Annotated in this window: 16 protein-coding genes; 5 read left to right on the top strand and 11 right to left on the bottom strand. The window is 60.5% G+C overall.

What is annotated here, in order from left to right; genetic code table 11:
• Positions 1–56 precede the first annotated feature (56 nt).
• The 5 genes from RRH01S_RS11890 to RRH01S_RS11870 form a co-directional block, all read right to left on the bottom strand.
• Entirely contained in the window at positions 57–371 is a 315-nt protein-coding gene (locus tag RRH01S_RS11890; protein ID WP_034522100.1) for a hypothetical protein, read from the bottom strand.
• A gap of 306 nt (positions 372–677) precedes the next feature.
• Positions 678–1,091: an 8-oxo-dGTP diphosphatase MutT gene (gene mutT / locus RRH01S_RS11885; RefSeq protein WP_012652542.1), complete on the bottom strand. Its 414-nt coding sequence runs from the start codon at positions 1,089–1,091 to the stop codon at positions 678–680.
• A complete protein-coding gene (locus RRH01S_RS11880) occupies positions 1,088–1,897 on the bottom strand; it encodes a GNAT family N-acetyltransferase (RefSeq protein WP_034521504.1) in 810 nt (269 codons plus the stop codon). Before RRH01S_RS11880 ends, mutT begins: the two co-directional genes overlap by 4 nt.
• Positions 1,878–3,119 (bottom strand): bifunctional glutamate N-acetyltransferase/amino-acid acetyltransferase ArgJ, encoded by a 1,242-nt coding sequence (gene argJ, locus RRH01S_RS11875; protein WP_042471755.1) that lies wholly within the window; start codon positions 3,117–3,119, stop codon positions 1,878–1,880. Before argJ ends, RRH01S_RS11880 begins: the two co-directional genes overlap by 20 nt.
• A gap of 62 nt (positions 3,120–3,181) precedes the next feature.
• A complete protein-coding gene (locus RRH01S_RS11870) occupies positions 3,182–4,084 on the bottom strand; it encodes a peptidylprolyl isomerase (RefSeq protein ID WP_007692108.1) in 903 nt (300 codons plus the stop codon).
• A gap of 246 nt (positions 4,085–4,330) precedes the next feature.
• On the opposite strand from RRH01S_RS11870, the gene secA reads away from it, so the two are divergent.
• A complete protein-coding gene (gene secA, locus RRH01S_RS11865; RefSeq protein WP_042471752.1) occupies positions 4,331–7,051 on the top strand; it encodes a preprotein translocase subunit SecA in 2,721 nt (906 codons plus the stop codon).
• A gap of 116 nt (positions 7,052–7,167) precedes the next feature.
• Here secA and RRH01S_RS11860 read toward each other — a convergent pair whose 3' ends face one another.
• A complete protein-coding gene (locus tag RRH01S_RS11860; RefSeq protein WP_037218850.1) occupies positions 7,168–8,061 on the bottom strand; it encodes a LysR family transcriptional regulator in 894 nt (297 codons plus the stop codon).
• Between the two features lie 124 nt (positions 8,062–8,185).
• On the opposite strand from RRH01S_RS11860, the gene RRH01S_RS11855 reads away from it, so the two are divergent.
• Entirely contained in the window at positions 8,186–8,395 is a 210-nt protein-coding gene (locus RRH01S_RS11855; protein WP_007692105.1) for a 4-oxalocrotonate tautomerase, read from the top strand.
• A 155-nt stretch (positions 8,396–8,550) separates the two neighbouring features.
• Here RRH01S_RS11855 and RRH01S_RS11850 read toward each other — a convergent pair whose 3' ends face one another.
• On the bottom strand, positions 8,551–9,180 hold the full coding sequence (locus RRH01S_RS11850) for a glutathione S-transferase family protein (RefSeq protein WP_042471747.1): 630 nt from the start codon (positions 9,178–9,180) through the stop codon (positions 8,551–8,553).
• 238 nt (positions 9,181–9,418) lie between these two features.
• On the opposite strand from RRH01S_RS11850, the gene RRH01S_RS11845 reads away from it, so the two are divergent.
• Together RRH01S_RS11845 and RRH01S_RS11840 are read left to right on the top strand one after the other, a co-directional pair.
• A complete protein-coding gene (locus tag RRH01S_RS11845; protein WP_037218851.1) occupies positions 9,419–10,834 on the top strand; it encodes a lipopolysaccharide biosynthesis protein in 1,416 nt (471 codons plus the stop codon).
• A gap of 2 nt (positions 10,835–10,836) precedes the next feature.
• Positions 10,837–12,108, top strand: coding sequence for a GNAT family N-acetyltransferase (locus tag RRH01S_RS11840; protein WP_012652549.1), 1,272 nt, complete (start codon positions 10,837–10,839; stop codon positions 12,106–12,108).
• Here the strand turns inward: RRH01S_RS11840 and RRH01S_RS11835 are convergent.
• From RRH01S_RS11835 to lepB, 4 genes are all read right to left on the bottom strand, one after another.
• The gene (locus tag RRH01S_RS11835) at positions 12,105–13,751 is read right to left on the bottom strand and encodes an AMP-binding protein (protein ID WP_042471743.1); all 1,647 of its coding nucleotides are present in this window, start codon (positions 13,749–13,751) and stop codon (positions 12,105–12,107) included. The genes RRH01S_RS11840 and RRH01S_RS11835 overlap by 4 nt on opposite strands.
• 174 nt (positions 13,752–13,925) lie before the next feature.
• Positions 13,926–14,756, bottom strand: a complete 831-nt coding sequence (locus tag RRH01S_RS11830; protein ID WP_042471739.1) for an EamA family transporter — start codon at positions 14,754–14,756, stop codon at positions 13,926–13,928.
• Positions 14,753–15,337: a TetR/AcrR family transcriptional regulator gene (locus tag RRH01S_RS11825; RefSeq protein WP_034521515.1), complete on the bottom strand. Its 585-nt coding sequence runs from the start codon at positions 15,335–15,337 to the stop codon at positions 14,753–14,755. Before RRH01S_RS11825 ends, RRH01S_RS11830 begins: the two co-directional genes overlap by 4 nt.
• Before the next feature lie 140 nt (positions 15,338–15,477).
• Positions 15,478–16,431, bottom strand: coding sequence for a signal peptidase I (gene lepB, locus RRH01S_RS11820; protein WP_052365202.1), 954 nt, complete (start codon positions 16,429–16,431; stop codon positions 15,478–15,480).
• A gap of 248 nt (positions 16,432–16,679) precedes the next feature.
• Here lepB and RRH01S_RS11815 point away from each other — a divergent pair, with 248 nt between their 5' ends.
• Positions 16,680–17,660 carry an aldo/keto reductase gene (locus RRH01S_RS11815; RefSeq protein WP_012652554.1) on the top strand — a complete coding sequence of 327 codons (981 nt, stop codon included), beginning with the start codon at positions 16,680–16,682 and terminating at the stop codon, positions 17,658–17,660.
• The last annotated feature ends 214 nt before the right edge of the window (positions 17,661–17,874 follow it).

The raw sequence follows: 17,874 nt of genomic DNA, 5'->3' as shown, positions 1-17,874 counted from the left end.
GAAAACGAGCGAATCCGGCGCGTTCATGCACCCGATAGGCTTAACCTCTATAGCAATCAGCAACCGCCGTCGGCACCATAGCCTTGGACGATGCAGACTGAACCGGGCTCCTGCTGCAGGACGCTGCGGCGGATGGTGTAACGCTTGCCGTCTTCGGTTCGCTGAATGGAGCCAGTTGTCATAGTGTCGAGATCGGGCGCGCTGGCAAGCACGTTGGACTTGGACTTGTCGGACAGCATTGGCGTCAGAATAAGCGACAGCGCGACCGCCGCTGTTCCAAACAGCAAAGCGATATTCAACGCGCCGGTCCTACGCGACGTGGAATAGGACTGTTCTTTTTCCTGAACAGCTTTCCAGAAATCGTCGTCCATCATGTCAAGCCTTCTTTAACGCAAACACCAACTGCTTGATTGCGACCATTGAATGCCAGAAGGTCATAAACGATCCCTTAATATCCACAGGTGAAATCGAACCATGTCGAATCGTGAGACAACGCTTTCTGACCTCTAATTTACTGATATTAAACAATTAATTTAAATTAACTATGTTTTAGCCAACAGCGGTTATCGGTGCATTGATTGCGACGACGATACCGCCGGCGACACAATTACACCTCGAGCGCGCATGTGCGGCTTTCGCCATCGATCTTGACGGAGATAATTTGGACTTCTTTGAACCTACAGCAGATCCTGTAGAAACGGGATCAACGGCTCGTCGGCCGGCGGCATCGGGTAGTCGCGCAGGGCCTGCGGCCGTACCCATTTGATCGCCTGGCCTTCGCGACCATGCGGGATACCCTCGTAACGCCGGCATATATAAAGCGGCATCAGTAGGTGGAAGGTCTCGTAGGTATGGCTGGCGAAGGTCAGCGGCGCGAGGCAAGCAACCTTGGTCTGGATGCCGAGCTCTTCCTCAAGCTCGCGGATCAGCGTTTCCTCCGGCGTTTCGCCGGACTCGACCTTGCCGCCGGGAAATTCCCACAGGCCGGCCAGCGATTTGCCTTCCGGCCGTTGCGCCAGAAGAATGCGGCCATCGGTGTCGATCAACGCACAAGCGGCGACGAGAATGATCTTGCGGCCGGCTTCGCTCATGCTTCCCCCGGGGAACGCCAGTAGCAATAACGATAGGCCTCGCGGAAACCGAAACGGGCATAAAGCGCCAGCGCCGGATCGTTGGTTGCGCCGACCTGAAGCCAGGCGGTGCGGGCACTGCGCATGCGCGCCCAGCGCAGCGCCGACGTCAGGATTTCGACACCCAATCCCTTGCGCCGATGTTCGGCCGAAACGGAAACCGACAGGATACCGGCAAGATCGTTGTCCTGCACGCAGAGCGTCGTCGCCACCGGCCCGGCATCGTCATTCTCGATGACGAAAAGACCCGATGGCGGCTTGATGCCGCTCACCACTTCCGCCAGGGCAGGCTTGAGCGCAGGATCGGCGCGATCGACCAGCAGGCTGGCGTCGACATAGCGGCCGACATCATGGCTCGGCAGATGGTCCAGCGCATCCGGCAATTCGAGATCAACGAGATCGGCGATCATGACGATGGTCTCGTCGAACCGTATCCAACCCTTGCTCTGCAACAGCTCGATCAGCATCGGCGAGGCCAGCGGCGTTTCGCGCACCACCATCAGCCGGCCATAGGCTTCGAACTTGCGCTGCGCCTTCGTCAGCCGGATCTCCAGATCACGATGGTCGGAGGGATCAAGCGGCACGACACAATTCAGCCGCTTCGACGGATGGCCCGCCGTCAACCGCACCTGCCAGCTACCGTCATACTGCACGGACGAAGCAGGCCAGGCCCGGAAGCCAACAGCTTCGAGCCTGCGCACCAACGGCAGTTTGTTCATCGTGGACAGCGCATGCATCAGTTCAATATCAGCTCCGGTAGTCGCCATTGATGGCAACATATTCCTTGGTGAGGTCGCAGGTCCAGACCGTTGCCCGGCCATTGCCTATACCAAGGTCGACTTTCACGGGAATATCCTGCTGCTTCATCACGTTGGAAGCGGCTTCCTCGGAATAGGTAGCATCGCGTTCGCCGTTGACGGCGACGCGGACATCGCCGAACCAGATGGCAAGCTTGTCGCGATCGGCCATTTCGCCAGCCTTGCCGACAGCCATGACGACGCGGCCCCAATTGGCGTCCTCGCCGGCGGCCGCGGTCTTGACCAGCGGCGAATTAGCGATCGATAGCGCGATACGCTTGGCACTAGCATCACTCTCGGCGCCGGTGACCGTGATCTCCAGCATCTTGGTGGCGCCCTCACCGTCGCGGACGACCTGGATGGCGAGATCCTTGAGGAGCTCGTTCAGCGCTGCGCGGAAGCCAGCAAGCTTCGGGTCATCGGCGCGCTCGATATGCGCCTGACCATCGGCAGCGGCGGCACCGGTGGCAAACAGCATCAGCGTATCCGAGGTCGACGTGTCGCTGTCGATCGTCATCGAATTGAAGCTCGGGCCGACGCCGTCGGAGAGCAGAGCCTGCAGGGCGGAAGCGGAAATATCGGCATCGGTGACGACGAAGGACAGCATCGTCGCCATGTCAGGCGCGATCATGCCGGCGCCCTTGGCGATGCCATTGATGGTGACCTTGACGCCGCCGATCTCGGCGCTGCGGGTGGCAACCTTCGGATAGGTGTCCGTGGTCATGATCGCCTTGGCGGCTTCGAACCAGAAGTCGCCGGTGGCATCCTTCGCCATGGTGTCGAGCACGCCGGCAAACTTGGTCGCGTCGAGCGGCTCGCCGATGACGCCGGTCGAGGCGAGGTAAACTTCGTTCTCACCGCAGCCGACGGCGGCGGCAGCCGACTTGGCGGTCAGCTCAGTCGCCTGGCGACCCTTGAGGCCGGTAAAGGCATTGGCATTGCCGGAATTGACGACGACGGCGCGGGCGATGCCATGCGAAAGGTTCGACCGGCAGAAATCGACCGGAGCCGAGGGGCACTTCGAGCGGGTGAAGACACCCGCGACGGCGGCCGGCTTATCGAACACCATGAGCAGGACATCGGTCCGGTTCTTGTACTTGATCCCGGCGGACGCCGTGATCATGCGGACGCCGCGCAAAGCCGGCATGGCAACGAAGGATTTGGGAGCAAGCGGAGAGACGGAACCGGACATGAGGCCACCTGATAATGAAGGGCCCGGAAAAACCGGGCCCAGATGGTTGTGACTGCGACTGCTTACTGCTGCGGCTGGGCGTCAGGCGCAATGGCGTCGTCCGCCGGTGCTGCATCCTGCTGCTTCTGCGCATCTTCATAGGCCTTGCTGAGCGCCGGATCGCTGATCGCGACCTTGGTGTTCTGTTTGGCCTTGTTCAGGAGTTCAAGATACTTGTCGCGCATGACGAGCTGACGAACCTGATCCTTCACCTGGTCGAACGGCGGTGGCGGAGCAACGCGCTTGTCTTCGACCTTGATGACGTGCCAGCCAAAATCGCTCTTGACCGGGGTCTTGGTGTAGGTGCCGACCGGCAGTGCGAAGGCTGCGTCTTCGAATTCCTTGACCATTCGGCCATGGGCGAAATAGCCGAGATCGCCGCCGTCGGCCTTGTTCGGGTCGGTGGACTTTTCCTTGGCGAGCGTGGCGAAATCCTTGCCGGCGTCGAGTTCCTTGATGATTGCCTTGGCTTCGTCCTCGGTCTTCACCAGGATATGGCGGGCATGGACTTCTTCCTGCTTCGGCAGGGCTGCGACTTCCTTGTCGTAGCGAGCCTTGACTTCATCGTCGGTGATGCCGTCGGCGACATGGGCCTTGAAATAGGCATTGTGCAGTTCGCGGTCGCGCAGATAGGCCATATGCGACTGGAAGTCCGGCGTCTGGTCGAGCTTTTCGGCAGCGGCGTCCTTGGCGAGCAGCTTCACGTCGATCGAAGCCGAAAGGGCGGCGACCTTTTTCTGGTCGTCAGGAAGCTGGCCGAGCTGCGGGTCGAGGTTGGCGATCGCGAGATCGAGTTCGGACTGATGGATTTCGACATCGCCGACCTTGGCGACAACCGGATCCTTCGCATCATCGGCAAAAACCGGCGCATGCAACGTAACGAATGTTGCGAAAGCAACCGCGGCAAGTTTATTGTAGTTCAACATAAAATAACCTTTCGGTGGTCTCGACCGGCTCGAAGCTGTGAATCCGGCAGGAAAAAAGCCTTCAGCAGGAGAATGTGGCCTTTCTGTATCGGCCAATTCCCGTTGACATCAATCGACCCCCCTCTTATCTGTCACGCAACCTCGCGTCCAGAACAGTTTCCGGGCGTTTTGTGCTGAACTCCCGTTTTTTTCGGAGATGGATGAAGCAGAAAACGACAGGATGAAATCTCAGAAAGGACCATTCAGATGGTCAGCCTAGGTGGAATTGCCCGCAAGTTGTTTGGCTCGTCCAACGACCGCCGGGTCAAGTCGTACCAGCCAAATGTCGTTGCGATCAACGCGCTCGAAGAGCAGATGCGTGCGCTGTCTGATGAAGCCCTCGCCGCCAAGACGGTTGAGTTTCGCCAGCAGCTTGCCGATGGCAAGACGCTCGACGATATTCTCGTTCCGGCCTTCGCCGTGGCGCGCGAAGCCTCGCGGCGCGTCCTCGGCATGCGACCTTTTGACGTACAGCTCATAGGCGGCATGATCCTGCATTCCAACGCCATTGCCGAGATGAAGACCGGTGAAGGCAAGACGCTGGTCGGAACCCTGCCGGTCTATCTGAACGCGCTTGCCGGCAAGGGCGTTCATGTCGTCACGGTCAACGATTACCTGGCGCAGCGCGACAGCGCCACCATGGGCCGCCTCTATGGCTTCCTTGGCATGCGTACCGGCGTCATCGTCCACGGCCTGTCGGATGACGAGCGTCGCGACGCCTATGCCTGCGACATCACCTACGCCACGAACAACGAGCTCGGCTTCGACTACCTGCGCGACAACATGAAGTACGATCGCGGCCAGATGGTGCAGCGCGGTCACAATTTCGCGATCGTAGACGAAGTGGACTCGATCCTGGTCGACGAAGCGCGCACGCCGCTGATCATCTCCGGCCCGCTCGACGACCGCTCCGATCTCTACATCACCATCGACGCGTTCATTCCGGGCCTGACGAAGGACGACTACGAGATCGACGAAAAGCAGCGCTCGGCCAACTTCTCCGAAGACGGCACCGAGAAACTGGAAACCATGCTGCGCGAGGCAGGCCTCTTGAAGGGTGAATCGCTCTACGACGTCGAAAACGTCGCGATCGTCCACCACATCAACAACGCGCTCAAGGCCCACAAGCTGTTCCAGCGCGACAAGGACTATATCGTCCGCAACGACGAAGTCGTCATCATCGACGAATTCACCGGCCGCATGATGCCGGGCCGCCGCTATTCGGACGGCCAGCACCAGGCGCTGGAAGCCAAGGAACGGGTGCAGATCCAGCCGGAAAACCAGACGCTGGCGCAGATCACCTTCCAAAACTACTTCCGCATGTACGACAAGCTTGCCGGCATGACCGGCACGGCATCGACGGAAGCCGAAGAATTCGGCAACATCTACGGCCTCGACGTCATCGAAGTGCCGACCAACCTGCCGATCCAGCGTATCGACGAGGACGACGAGGTCTATCGTACGCATGAAGAGAAGTTCAAGGCGATCATCGCCGAGATCCTGGAGGCGCATAAGCGCGACCAGCCGGTGCTCGTCGGCACCACCTCGATCGAAAAGTCGGAACTTCTCGCTGAGCTGATGCGCAAGCAGGGCTTCACCAACTTCCAGGTCCTGAACGCCCGCTACCATGAGCAGGAAGCCTATATCGTCGCCCAGGCCGGTGTTCCCGGCGCCGTGACGATCGCCACCAACATGGCCGGCCGCGGCACCGACATCCAGCTCGGCGGCAACCTCGAAATGCGCGTCGAACGCGACCTGCATCAGGTGGAGCCTGGCCCCGAGCGCGACGCGGCGATCGCCAGGATCGCCGAGGAAATTCAAGTGCTCAAGCAGCGGTCGATCGCTGCCGGCGGTCTCTACGTCATCGCCAGCGAACGCCATGAAAGCCGCCGCATCGACAACCAGCTGCGCGGTCGTTCCGGCCGTCAGGGCGACCCCGGCCGCTCGAAATTCTACCTGTCGCTCCAGGACGACCTGATGCGTATCTTCGGCTCTGACCGCATGGACGGAATGCTGCAGAAGCTGGGCCTCAAAGAAGGCGAAGCCATCGTCCATCCCTGGATCAACAAGGCCCTGGAACGCGCCCAGAAAAAGGTCGAAGCTCGCAACTTCGACATCCGCAAGAACGTTCTGAAGTATGACGACGTGCTGAACGACCAGCGCAAGGTCATCTTCGAGCAGCGCGTCGAGCTGATGGATGCGACCGATCTCACCGAGACCGTCGGCGACATGCGTCACGACGTCATCGAGGATCTGGTTTCCAAGCACATTCCCGAACGCGCCTATGCCGAGCAGTGGGATGCCGACGGCCTGAAGACCGCCGTCGCCAACTTCTTCGACCTGGACCTGCCCATTCACGATTGGGTCAAGGAAGAGGGCATTGCCGAGGACGACATCCGTGCCCGCCTGACGGAAGTTGCCGAAAAGGCCGCCGCCGAAAAGGCCGAGCGCTTCGGCCCCGAGATCATGACCTATGTCGAGCGCTCCATCGTGTTGCAGACGCTGGACAATCTCTGGCGCGAGCACATCGTCAACCTCGATCACCTGCGCTCCGTCATCGGCTTCCGCGGCTACGCCCAGCGCGATCCGCTGCAGGAATACAAGGCCGAAGCCTTCGAGCTCTTCCAGGCCCTGTTGAACAATCTTCGCCAGGCCGTCACCGCGCAGCTTTCGCGTGTCGAGCTGGTACAGCAGCCGGCCGAGCCGCAGCCCCCCGCGATGCACGGAAGCCATATCGACGCCACCACCGGCCAAGACGAATTCGCGCCGCTCGCTATGATCAACGAGACCGTCGTTTCTCCGGAAAACCGCGACCCGCAGAACCCGACGACCTGGGGCCGCATCGGCCGCAACGAGGCCTGCCCCTGCGGCTCCGGCAAGAAGTACAAGCATTGCCACGGAGCATTCGAGAACAACGAAGTGGTTTGAGGCTTCGCAATCTCTTAGCAACAATCAAAATGCCGCCTTTTGGGCGGCATTTTTTTGTGCGCAATGCAGACTAGCGTTGTTCGCCCGAAACGCCCGAGCGACATGCAGCGGGATCGCTATTCAGCAGATGCGCCAAAGCGTTTCAGCAGAAAATCGATCATGCTGCGCAGTTTCGCGGTAGGCCGGCGATCCACGGCATATAGCAGGTACATCGGCGAGGCGACGGGCGTCCATTCGGGCAGAACCTGCACAAGGCGGCCTCTAGCGAGATCATCAGCAAGCATGACTTCCGGCTGAAGAACAATACCCGCGCCATTCAAGGCCGCTACGCGCAGTGCATCACCATTGTCGGCAGACAATCGCCCGCTCACATCGGACCGCCATTCGCCATCCGGGCCGAACAGGTGCCACTGATCCCGGTGGCGCCAATAGGAGAGGCCGAGACAGTCATGCGCGGAGAGATCCCTCGGGTGTACCGGCGTGCCCCGCCGCTCCAGATAGGACGCTGAGGCGGCCATTATTCTTCGATATGGCTGGAGAGGACGCGCCACCAAATCGACCTCTGTGACACTGCCTATCCTGATTGCAAGTTCACAGCCTTCCCGCGACAGGTCCGGCACCCCGTTGTCCAGCATGACGTCGACGCTCACGGCTGGGTACATGGCGAGATAGTCGGACAGTGCCGGCATCAGGCGATGACTTCCGAAAGTGACAGGGGAGACGATGCGCAGGAGACCACGGGGCTCGGCTTGCAATTCGCTTGCGCTTGCATCAGCCAGTTGCACATCGGCCAACACTTGCTTGCAGCGCTCGTAATACAGCCGGCCGATTTCGGTGAGCTGCTGACGCCGGGTGGTTCGGTGCAGCAGGCGAGCTCCCAAATGTGCCTCTATTGCCCGGATTTGCTTGCCCGCCATGGTCGGCGACACTCCGGCAGCGTCGGCCGCGGCGCTAAAGCTGCCGTGCTCGACCACCCGCACGAACATGGCCATACCGGATAATTTATCCATATTATAAACCCAGAGGTTCTAAATGAATGAACATAGAGCACGTTTATCGCAGGCAAGCCAGCGGTCATAGTTCCCTTGCCTCAGCCATCTCAATGCGAGAAGGCAGTGAAACAGGAGCTCTCCAATGCCAACAATTCACCTCGAAATGCATCCCGGCCGAACGCTCGAGCAAAAGCGTGATTTCGTCCGCAAGGTCACTCAGATTACCGCTGAAACGCTCGCTTGCCCGACAGACAGTGTGGATGTGTTGATCAGCGAGATTTCTCGCGAACACTGGGCCAAGGGCGGCCAGCTCGTATCGGACAAGGTTGCGCCCCAGAAAACCGCACAATGACGCGATGATGTCCGCAGCACCAACTGCAGCGACATTGCCATCTATCGATCGATAAAATGCCGCCTCCGGGCGGCATTTTGCCTATGCAACGATCAGAGAATGACCCAATCTAGCGGCTTCGACGTGGCGCCGGTTCGCAAGCAAACCCAGCGAACTCAGACAGCGGAATACGGATCGTCGCTATATGGGTAGATCGGATAGCCGGAACCGATGATCCCCCGCACGCGATCAAACCAGGCGGCAAGTGCTGGATAATCGGTGAGAGCGAAGCCGCAATCCTCCGCTCGGTGGCCATAGGCGTAGACCGCAATATCCGCGATCGTAAACTCATTGCCGACAAGAAACGGCGTATCTGCAAGGCCACGCTCCAGCGCGGCGAGAGCACGAGCTCCGGCTGCGCGTTTGGCGGCGACCATGGCCTGATTTAGCTCGAGCCGTCCCGTCAACGTCCAGAAGCGCAGCGTACCGATGACCGGCTCGACATGATATTGCTCGAAGAACAGCCACTGCATGACCTTGGCGCGTTGATAGCGCTCCGCCGGGAAAAATGGCGTGCCTTCGGCGAGATAAGCAAGGATGGCGTTTGATTCAGCGATCGCCCGCCCATCCTCTAGTTCAAGAACGGGAATACCGCCTGCCGGGTTAAGATCGAGAAAGGCATCCGTCCGACCCTCACCCTCGAAAATCGACACCAAGCGGCTCTGGTATGGAATGTTCAGCAGCCCAAACAGGACCCTGGCCTTCCAGCCGTTCTGTGACGGCAGATAGTCGTAAAGCGTGAGCATGTGGATCCTCCACTGGTGATACATGGACTCTGTGCGCTGCGCCCACCACGGACCACCCGATTCTTGCGCGGGTACCAATAGAGATGGCTGCCGATCGCTGCTCCCTCCAAATGGCATTTGGTAAACAACCACACCGCTCCCCATGTCATTTTTACCCGCGATAAGAACCGATTCTTAACCCTCCTCTGCCAAAGCTATCGCGAGGTTGAGCTCATATTTAAAGTATTGCGTAACGATCATGACGGTCTTTCAAACAGCTGAGAGAATGCTGCCGTCCGGGCTGCGGATCGTGCTGTCGCCATATTTGCGCAAACTCGCCCCTCTTCTTACCGGCACCGACGAAAAATCCATCTCCCAACGCATGGCGCTCATCGCCTTTACCATCCGCATCGCCGGTGCCGCCCTCGCCTTCGTCTCGCAGATCGCGCTTGCCCGCATGATAGGCCGATTTGAGTACGGCATCTTCGTCTTCGTCTGGGTGTTGATGATCCTGTTCGGCAATCTCGCCTGCCTCGGCTTCCCGACCGCCATCATCCGTTTCCTGCCGCAATATGACGCCAGCGGCAATCACGACGCCATTCGCGGCCTGAACCGCACCGCGCGCCTCTTCGTGCTCTCCGTTGCCGGCGGACTGGCGCTGGTCGGCATGGTGACACTTCATGCCTTCAGCGGCATGATGGAAAGCTATTATGTGATGCCGATCTTCCTTGGCCTCATCGCCGTGCCGATGATCGCGCTCGGCGACGTGCTGGACGGCACGGCGCGCGCCAATCATTGGCCGGTCATGGCCCTGAGCCCGACCTTCCTCATCCGCCCGACGCTGATCCTGCTCTTTATGCTAGCCGCAATCCTCGCCGGCGCCGCGCATGATGCGGTCACCGCCATGATGGCAGCGCTTGCAGCCGCATTCGTGACCGTCCTCTGCCAGTATCTCGCGGTCACCTTCCGCCTGCGCCGTCACTATCCGAACGGCCCGAAAACCATCGAGTTCAACGCCTGGCTCGCCGTCGCCTTCCCGGTCTTCCTGGTCGAGGGCGTCGGCTATCTGCTGACCAATTCCGATGTCGTCGTGGTCGGCATCTTCCTTGATCCTAGCCAAGTCGCCGTCTATTTCGCCGCCGCTAAGATCATGGCGCTGGTGCATTTCGTTTATTTCGCCGTCAAGGCGGCCATCGGCCCGCGCTTTGCCGCCATCATCGCCGAGAACGACCGGACCAAGCTCGCAACCTACGCGACCGAGGCCACGCGCTGGACCTTCTTTCCGGCACTGGCCGTCGGCCTTGTCGTGCTGGCCGCCGGGCAATTCCTGCTCTCGCTGTTCGGCGCCGCCTTCACCCAGGGCCAGGTGGTGATCGCCATTCTGCTTGCCGGGGTTCTTGTGAGGGCATTGGTGGGCCCGGCCGAGATACTATTGATGATGGCGGACCGGCAGATGCTCTGTGTCTATCTCTATGCTGTCGCTCTCGTCGCTAATATCGGCCTGAACCTCCTGCTCATTCCGCATTTCGGGATCGAAGGTGCGGCCATCGCCACGGCGAGCGCCATGGCGGTCGAGGCCGTGCTGCTGCACATTGCCGTGCGCCGGGCGCTCGGCATCGTGCTTTTCGCCCTCATCCGCAGACCGATGACACTAGCAACCAGCGGGGCACTCTGACCATGGCGCGCGCTCCCTTCACCCAAAGCACCGACAGCCAAGTGAATGCGCTCACGCATACGCTCGCGGCGCTGCATTTCGAGCCGCCCAAAGCCGAGGCCCGCGTCGAGGTCGGCCGAACCGGCCGCGAACTCTGCCTCTATCCCGGCAAGCTCGGCTATGAGCTGCAGGACGAGCTGGATTTCCTTTCCAACCGCGCGATGGAGCCGAACGTCTTCTTCTCGGGCCGCTTCCTGGCGCCGGCCATGCCGCGCCTCGAGGACCGACACATCCGCCTTGCGCTGATGCGCGACCAGAGCGGCGCCCGCAGCCGGATGCGCCTGCTAATGCCCTTTACCGTCGACAAGCCGGGTTTCGCCATCGGCCCGTCGATCATTCGCGTCTGGTCGAACTCCTTCGGTCCGCTCGGTACGCCGCTGGTGGATGCCGAGGAGGCTGGCGAAACGCTCGATAATCTCTTCGAGGCGCTGATCCAGCGTGAGCTGCAACTGCCGACGATGCTGGTGCTGCCCGATATCCGCCTGAACGGCCGTTTCGCGCAGATGGCAAAGGCCGTCGCCATCGGCCGCAACCTGCCGCTGACCGTCGCCAACCCCTATCGGCGACCGATGCTCCACAGCAGCGACGATGCGCTCGCCTATCTCAAGCGGACGATCTCGAACGCGCATCTGCGCGAGATGCGCCGGCAATGGCGCCTGCTGGAAAGCCACGGCGAGGTTGTCTACTCCGTCGCCCGCCAGCCGCGCGAGATCCATCAGCGCATGGAGGAATTCCTGGCGCTGGAGGCGAGCGGCTGGAAGGGCAAGAAGCGCAGTGCGCTGGTGACCGACCGTCACCACGCGGCCTTTGCCCGTGAAGCCGTTTCCAATCTTGCCGCCGTCGACGCCGTGCGTATTCACACCATCGACCTCAACGGCCGGGCGATCGCCTCGATGATCGTACTGATGATGGGCGGCGAAGCCTATACCTGGAAGACCGCCTATAACGAGGACTATGCTCGCTATTCCCCGGGCAAGCTGTTGCTGGGCGAATTGACGGAATGGCATCTCGACGACGCCAACATCGTCCGCTCCGATTCCTGCGCTGCACCAGACCATCCCGTCATGAGCCGCTTCTGGCAGGAGCGCGAGGACATGGGCACGCTAATCATCGGCCTGACCCAGAACGGCGACCGCGACGTGCGGCAAGTGGCGGCGCAGTTGCACATGTATCGCAGCACCCGCAACATGGCGAAGCTGCTGCGCCAGAAGATCTTGTCGCTGACAAAGCGCTAGTCTTTCGTATCAACGGTCTCGGCGGCGGCCCGGTCGCGCAGCAAGCGGCGGATCACCTTGCCGGAGGTCGTCAGCGGCAGTTCGTCGACGAATTCGATCTCGCGCGGATATTCATGCATGGAGAGCCGGGTCTTCACCCAGTCGCGAATTTCAACGGCCAGCGCCTCGCTCGGCGCGTGGCCGGGTGCCAGCACCACATAGGCCTTGACGATCTCGGTACGCACGGCATCCGGTTTGCCGACTGCCGCCGCCAGTTGCACGGCCGGATGACCGCCGAGGCAATCCTCGATCTCGCTGGGGCCAATGCGATAGCCCGACGAAGTGATGACGTCGTCGTCGCGGCCGATGAAGGAGATATAGCCCTCCGCATCCTGCCGGCCGAGATCGCCGGTCAGCATCCAGTCGCCGGCAAATTTCGCCGCCGTCGCCTTTTCGTCCTGCCAATAGCCGAGGAACATCACCGGATCGGGCCGCTTTATGGCGATCTGCCCGCTCTCGCCCACCGGCACCTCCCTGCCCTCGGCATCAACGATCGCCACGCGATGGCCGGGCACCGGCTTGCCAGTCGCCCCGCCACGGCTGACGCCGAAAGCGGCGCTGGAGGACAGAACGAAATTGCACTCGGTCTGGCCGAAGAACTCGTTGACGGTCACGCCGAGGGCGGATCGCGCCCATTCATAGGTCTCGCGCCCGAGCGCCTCGCCGGCCGAACCGACGGTGCGCAGCTTGAGGTTATAAAGCGCTCGCGGATTGTCGACCGATTTCAACAGCCGCAGCGCCGTCGGCGGGATAAAGGCATTTCGCACGCCCATCTCGGCCATGATGCGGAAGGCCGTGTGAGCATCGAATTTCTGCGCCGGCGAGGAAACGACGGGCACGCCGAGCATCAAGCTTGGCAGCAGCGCGTTCAGAAGACCGCCCGCCCAGGCCCAATCCGACGGCGTCCAGAGCTTGTCGCTTGGCCGCGGAAAACCCTCGTGGGCAAACTGCATGCCGGGAATATGCCCCGGCAGAACACGGTGGCCATGCAGCGCACCCTTCGGCGGCCCCGTCGTGCCGGAGGTGAAAATCATCAGCGCCGGATCGTCCGGGCCGGTATCGGCGACCTTGAAGAGCGGCGGATGCGCAACGACGAGATCGGCAAAGCCGGCCACCCCGTCCTCGCCGCCATCGATGCTGATCACATGGGTCAGTTCCGGCAGGTGACCGCGGATCGGCCGCAGCCGCTCGAGGCCGAACCGGTTGGTGACGATGGCCGAGGCGCCCGAGACCTTCAGCCGATATTCCAGCGCTTCCGCACCGAAGAGCAGCGCCAACGGCAGGGCAATCGCGCCCATCTTGTAGATCGCGACATGCGCGACAACCGTTTCGAAACTTTGCGGCAGGAGCAGCGCCACCCGATCGCCCCGCTCAACACCGAGCGCCCTCAAAGCATTGGCGAAGGCGGCAGACCGATCTCGCAATTCGCCATAGCTCAGACTGAGATGATGGCCATCCGGGCTGAAATGTTCGAGGCAGATCCGCTCCGGCTCCCGCTCGGCCCAATCGTCGCAGACCGCACGCCCGATATTGAATTTCGCCGGAATCTCCCAGTGAAAATCACGGTAAAGGGCCTCATAGGTGTCGCGCGGGGGCAGTTTCATGCGGAATTCCGGAAAAATGTTGCAGCGCAGCTAACACCTGTCGCCCTTGGGGTTCAAGGAAACATTTGAGATTGCCACCCTCCCCAGCGGACGAATCGCCTTATTTATTGAACAATACTTCGAGGCTCTTCACGAACTGATGCGCCAATCGAGAGTTTCACGCCAAGGTCGTGTTTAATGCCCGAGCAGGATTGCACCTGACGCAACGATCACGCAGGCGATGATACGTCGAACAGCGAGGGCTTCACCGAGAAACAGCCAGCCGATTAGAACAGCGAATACGACGCTTGTTTCCCGTAGTGCCGTGATCGGGCCGGCCGGCCCGAGGGCGAATGCCGCAACAATGACGCCATAGGCAACCATCGCGACCAGACCGCCTCCAAGCGCCTTCCATGTATCCGGTGCTCGAAAGTCGACGACGAGCCGCCGACGCAGAACGAGGAATGCGACCAGCAGGAATGCCCCGTAGAGCACAAGCACCCAAGCCGTATAGGCCCCGCTTTGCCCGGTTTGACGCACTCCGATGGAATCGACTGTCGCATAGGCGGCGATGATTGCCCCTGTCACCAACGCGAACAGAATGGATGAGGTGGAGGCTCGCCCCTTCCCCAGAGCAAGACTCATAATCCCTAAAGCAACAAGGACGACGCCGGCAATCTGGTAGGAATTGATTTCGTCGCCAGTGATGATGAAACCGCCGACCGTCACCAGCAGCGGGATCGTTCCTCGCACAATCGGATAGACCTGCCCCAACTCCCCGTAACGATAGGCCGCGACGAGAAAGATGCTGTATCCCACCTGAAGGGCAGCCGAGAGAACGATATAGAGCCAAGCCCCCGACGCCGGTAAGGGATAGATCAACACAAAGGGAAGCGCGACGATCGTGCTGGCGAAGCTCATGACCGTCACGGTCCAGAGCCGGTCACCGCCGCTTCGCAAGAAGGCATTCCATGTAGCGTGCAGGATTGCGGCGGACAGCGCGAGACCGATGACAGCCGCGCTCATTGAGGCGGTCCCGCCGATGCCATAACATCGGCCGCTGCCCTTCGGGCGCTGGCAATTGCTGCTTTGCCTTGTCCCATATGGGCGAGCAGCGTTGCGCCCTCGATCAACATGAACAGGGTTGTGGCGACGTGTTCGGCCCGATCAATGGGCAAATCCTGCGCCAGAATATCCCGCATCCGTTGTTGCAGGCCGCGTTTTTGCCGTGCAACCGCCTCGAACGCGGCATGAGCAGGCTCTCCGAACTCGGCAATCGCGTGCTGGAAGAGACAGCCGTGGAAATCCAGTCTCTCAAACCAGCGTTCGTGCCAGTCCAGAATCGCCACGATCTTCTCGTATGGCGTCATCGATGTTCCGGTCAGCTGGTCGAGTTGGCGATTGAAGCGCTCCGCTCGCCAATCCAGAACCTCGACAATCAGCCCATCCTTGTTTGGGAAGTGCCGATACATAGTCATCTTGGCGACTGCAGCCTCGGCAATGATCTTGTCTATCCCCGTGGCGTGGAAACCGTCGCGCTTGAACAGGCGATAGGCGGTCTTGATAATATGTTGGCGCTTCTCGGTGGCATCGGCACGTAGCGGCATGGCAAAGCCCTTAATGATACAGACCTGTCTCACTCATATAAGGGTTGCCAAGTTTGGTCAACGGGCGATCGCACTTCCCAAGCGAGCTATTCAAGAAAACAATTGGGATAGCCCCGTCCCACCGAGCGTAGCCGCCACGCCTAGCGCACAAGCGACCAGCCGGTCTTCGTCCCGACGCGGTGAAACAACAGCCAGAACTTGCCATAAATATTCGCCTCCGGCACGAAGCCGACATCGAAGCGGCTATCGTTGGAATTATCGCGATTGTCGCCCATGACGAAATAATGTCCCTCGGGCACGCTGTATTCGCCGGTATTGTCTGCTCGGGAATTCGGCGAGAGATCGAGCGTCCGATAGCGGATACCGTTGTCCAGAACCTCGCCGAAGACGGGAAGCACACCCGGCTCCATGCTGTAAGTCGATGTGATCGTGCCCTCGGCATCGCGCGGCACGGCCTGTCCGTTGATGAAAAGGATTCCACCCTTCATCTGGACGTGATCCCCGGGCAATCCGATGACGCGCTTCACGTAGTCGACCTCCGGCGCCGGAGGATAGGCAAAAAGGACGACGTCGCCTCGCTCGGGCTTCGCGCCGAACATTTTCAGCGGAATCCAGTCGACCCGGTACGGAAAGGAATAGCGCCCATAACCGTAGTTGAATTTTGTCACGAAGGCATAATCACCCGGTGTCAACGTCGGCATCATCGAACCGGAAGGGATTGTAAAAGGCTGGGCGACGAAGGAGCGGATGAGGAGCGCGACGACGATCGGCAACAGCCAGAAAAACAGGAAGATATTGTACCAGCGGGAGAACCAGCGATATTGCCAATCGACCGTTCCTCTTCGCGCCAGCAAATAGCCGTGGATGCAGCCGAGCAGATGGAAGCACGCCGCCGCAACCGCCGCAGCCGCCATCAGGGTCAATTGCGGCAGCGCGAAGACTGCGAAAAACACCGCCAGATTGGAGAGTAGGAGATAGGCAACGGCCAGACGCCCCTTGCCGAGATAGGCCATGACCATGGCTGGCCCAAGGACCAGGCCGATGATCGCGGCCGCAAGCGGGCGGCGGTCCCGGAAGAATCGAATGAAACGCATGGAAGCTCTCCGGCTGCTCGAACCGCCATCGTTACACAACCAGTGCCTGCGTTTGAATGCCCCAGTATGGCAATCCCCACAAACTGCGCCATCTTTGTTTAGTGCTGCTTCAAAGCCTATCGCGAATTATTGAGCTAATCGGTGGAGCTTTGCTCCGCTAGTCTGATTATGATGGCACATCCACTCTGCCCCATTGCGACGGCGGAGCGCCTGCCTATCGGATATCCAGAACAGGATGGAGACGATTGATGGAATACGTGAAGTTTGGCAAAACCGGTCTTGAAGTGTCCCGCATCTGCCTGGGCTGCATGACCTATGGCGACCCCAACAAGGGCACGCATGCCTGGTCGCTGAAGGAAGAGGAGAGCCGCCCGCTGCTCCGGCAGGCGATCGAGGCCGGCATCAATTTCCTCGACACCGCGAACACCTATTCCAACGGCTCATCGGAAGAGATCGTCGGCCGCGCCATCAAGGACTTTTCCCGCCGCGAAGACATCGTACTCGCCACGAAGGTGTTCAATCGCATGCGTCCCGGCCCGAACGGCGCCGGCCTGTCGCGCAAGGCGATCTTCGATGAGATCGACAACAGCCTGCGCCGCCTCGGCACCGACTATGTCGATCTCTACCAGATCCACCGCTGGGACTACACGACGCCGATCGAGGAAACGCTGGAAGCGCTGCACGACGTCGTCAAGGCCGGCAAGGCCCGCTATATCGGCGCCTCCTCGATGTATGCCTGGCAGTTCGCCAAGGCGATCTACACCTCGCGTCTTAACGGCTGGACCGAATTCGTCAGCATGCAGGATCACCTGAACCTGCTCTATCGCGAGGAAGAGCGCGAAATGCTGCCCTTCTGCGAGGACCAGAAGATCGCCGTCATCCCCTGGAGCCCGCTGGCCCGCGGCCGCCTCACCCGTGATTGGGACGAGGCAACGGCGCGCACGGAATCGGACGAATTCGGCAAGACGCTCTACACCCAGGCGCTCGAATCCGACCGCAAGGTGGTCGAGGCCGTCGGCGTGATCGCCAAAGCTCGCGGCATTGCCCGCGCCCAGGTCGCCACCGCCTGGATCCTGCAGAAAAGCGCCGTCACCGCCCCGATCATCGGTGCCTCCAAGCCCGGCCACATCACCGATGCTGTCGCCTCGCTGGCGGTCAAACTGACGCCGGAAGAGATCGAGGCACTGGAATCGCCCTATATCCCGCACGGGGTTGCCGGGTTTAAGTGAGGATTTTGGAGCTGGCCAGGCAAAGGCAGGGATGCCGCCTCTATCTGTCTGGCCCCTCACCCAATCCGCTCCCCGTTAATGCGGGGAGCGGATTGGGTGAGGGGTAATCCCGATCTCCGAAGCGAATTGAGCCCGCGGCAAATCGCGCAAACGTTATTTCACGCCTCGGTCACAGTTGAGTCATAACAGGGTAAGCCTCCCTACCCCCGAGGAT

It is taken from the genome of Rhizobium rhizogenes NBRC 13257 (assembly GCF_000696095.1).
In the GTDB taxonomy this organism is placed as follows: Bacteria; Pseudomonadota; Alphaproteobacteria; order Rhizobiales; family Rhizobiaceae; genus Rhizobium; species Rhizobium rhizogenes.
Note: the sequence above shows the minus strand (reverse complement) of the source record. Positions and strands in the feature narration are given on the sequence as shown.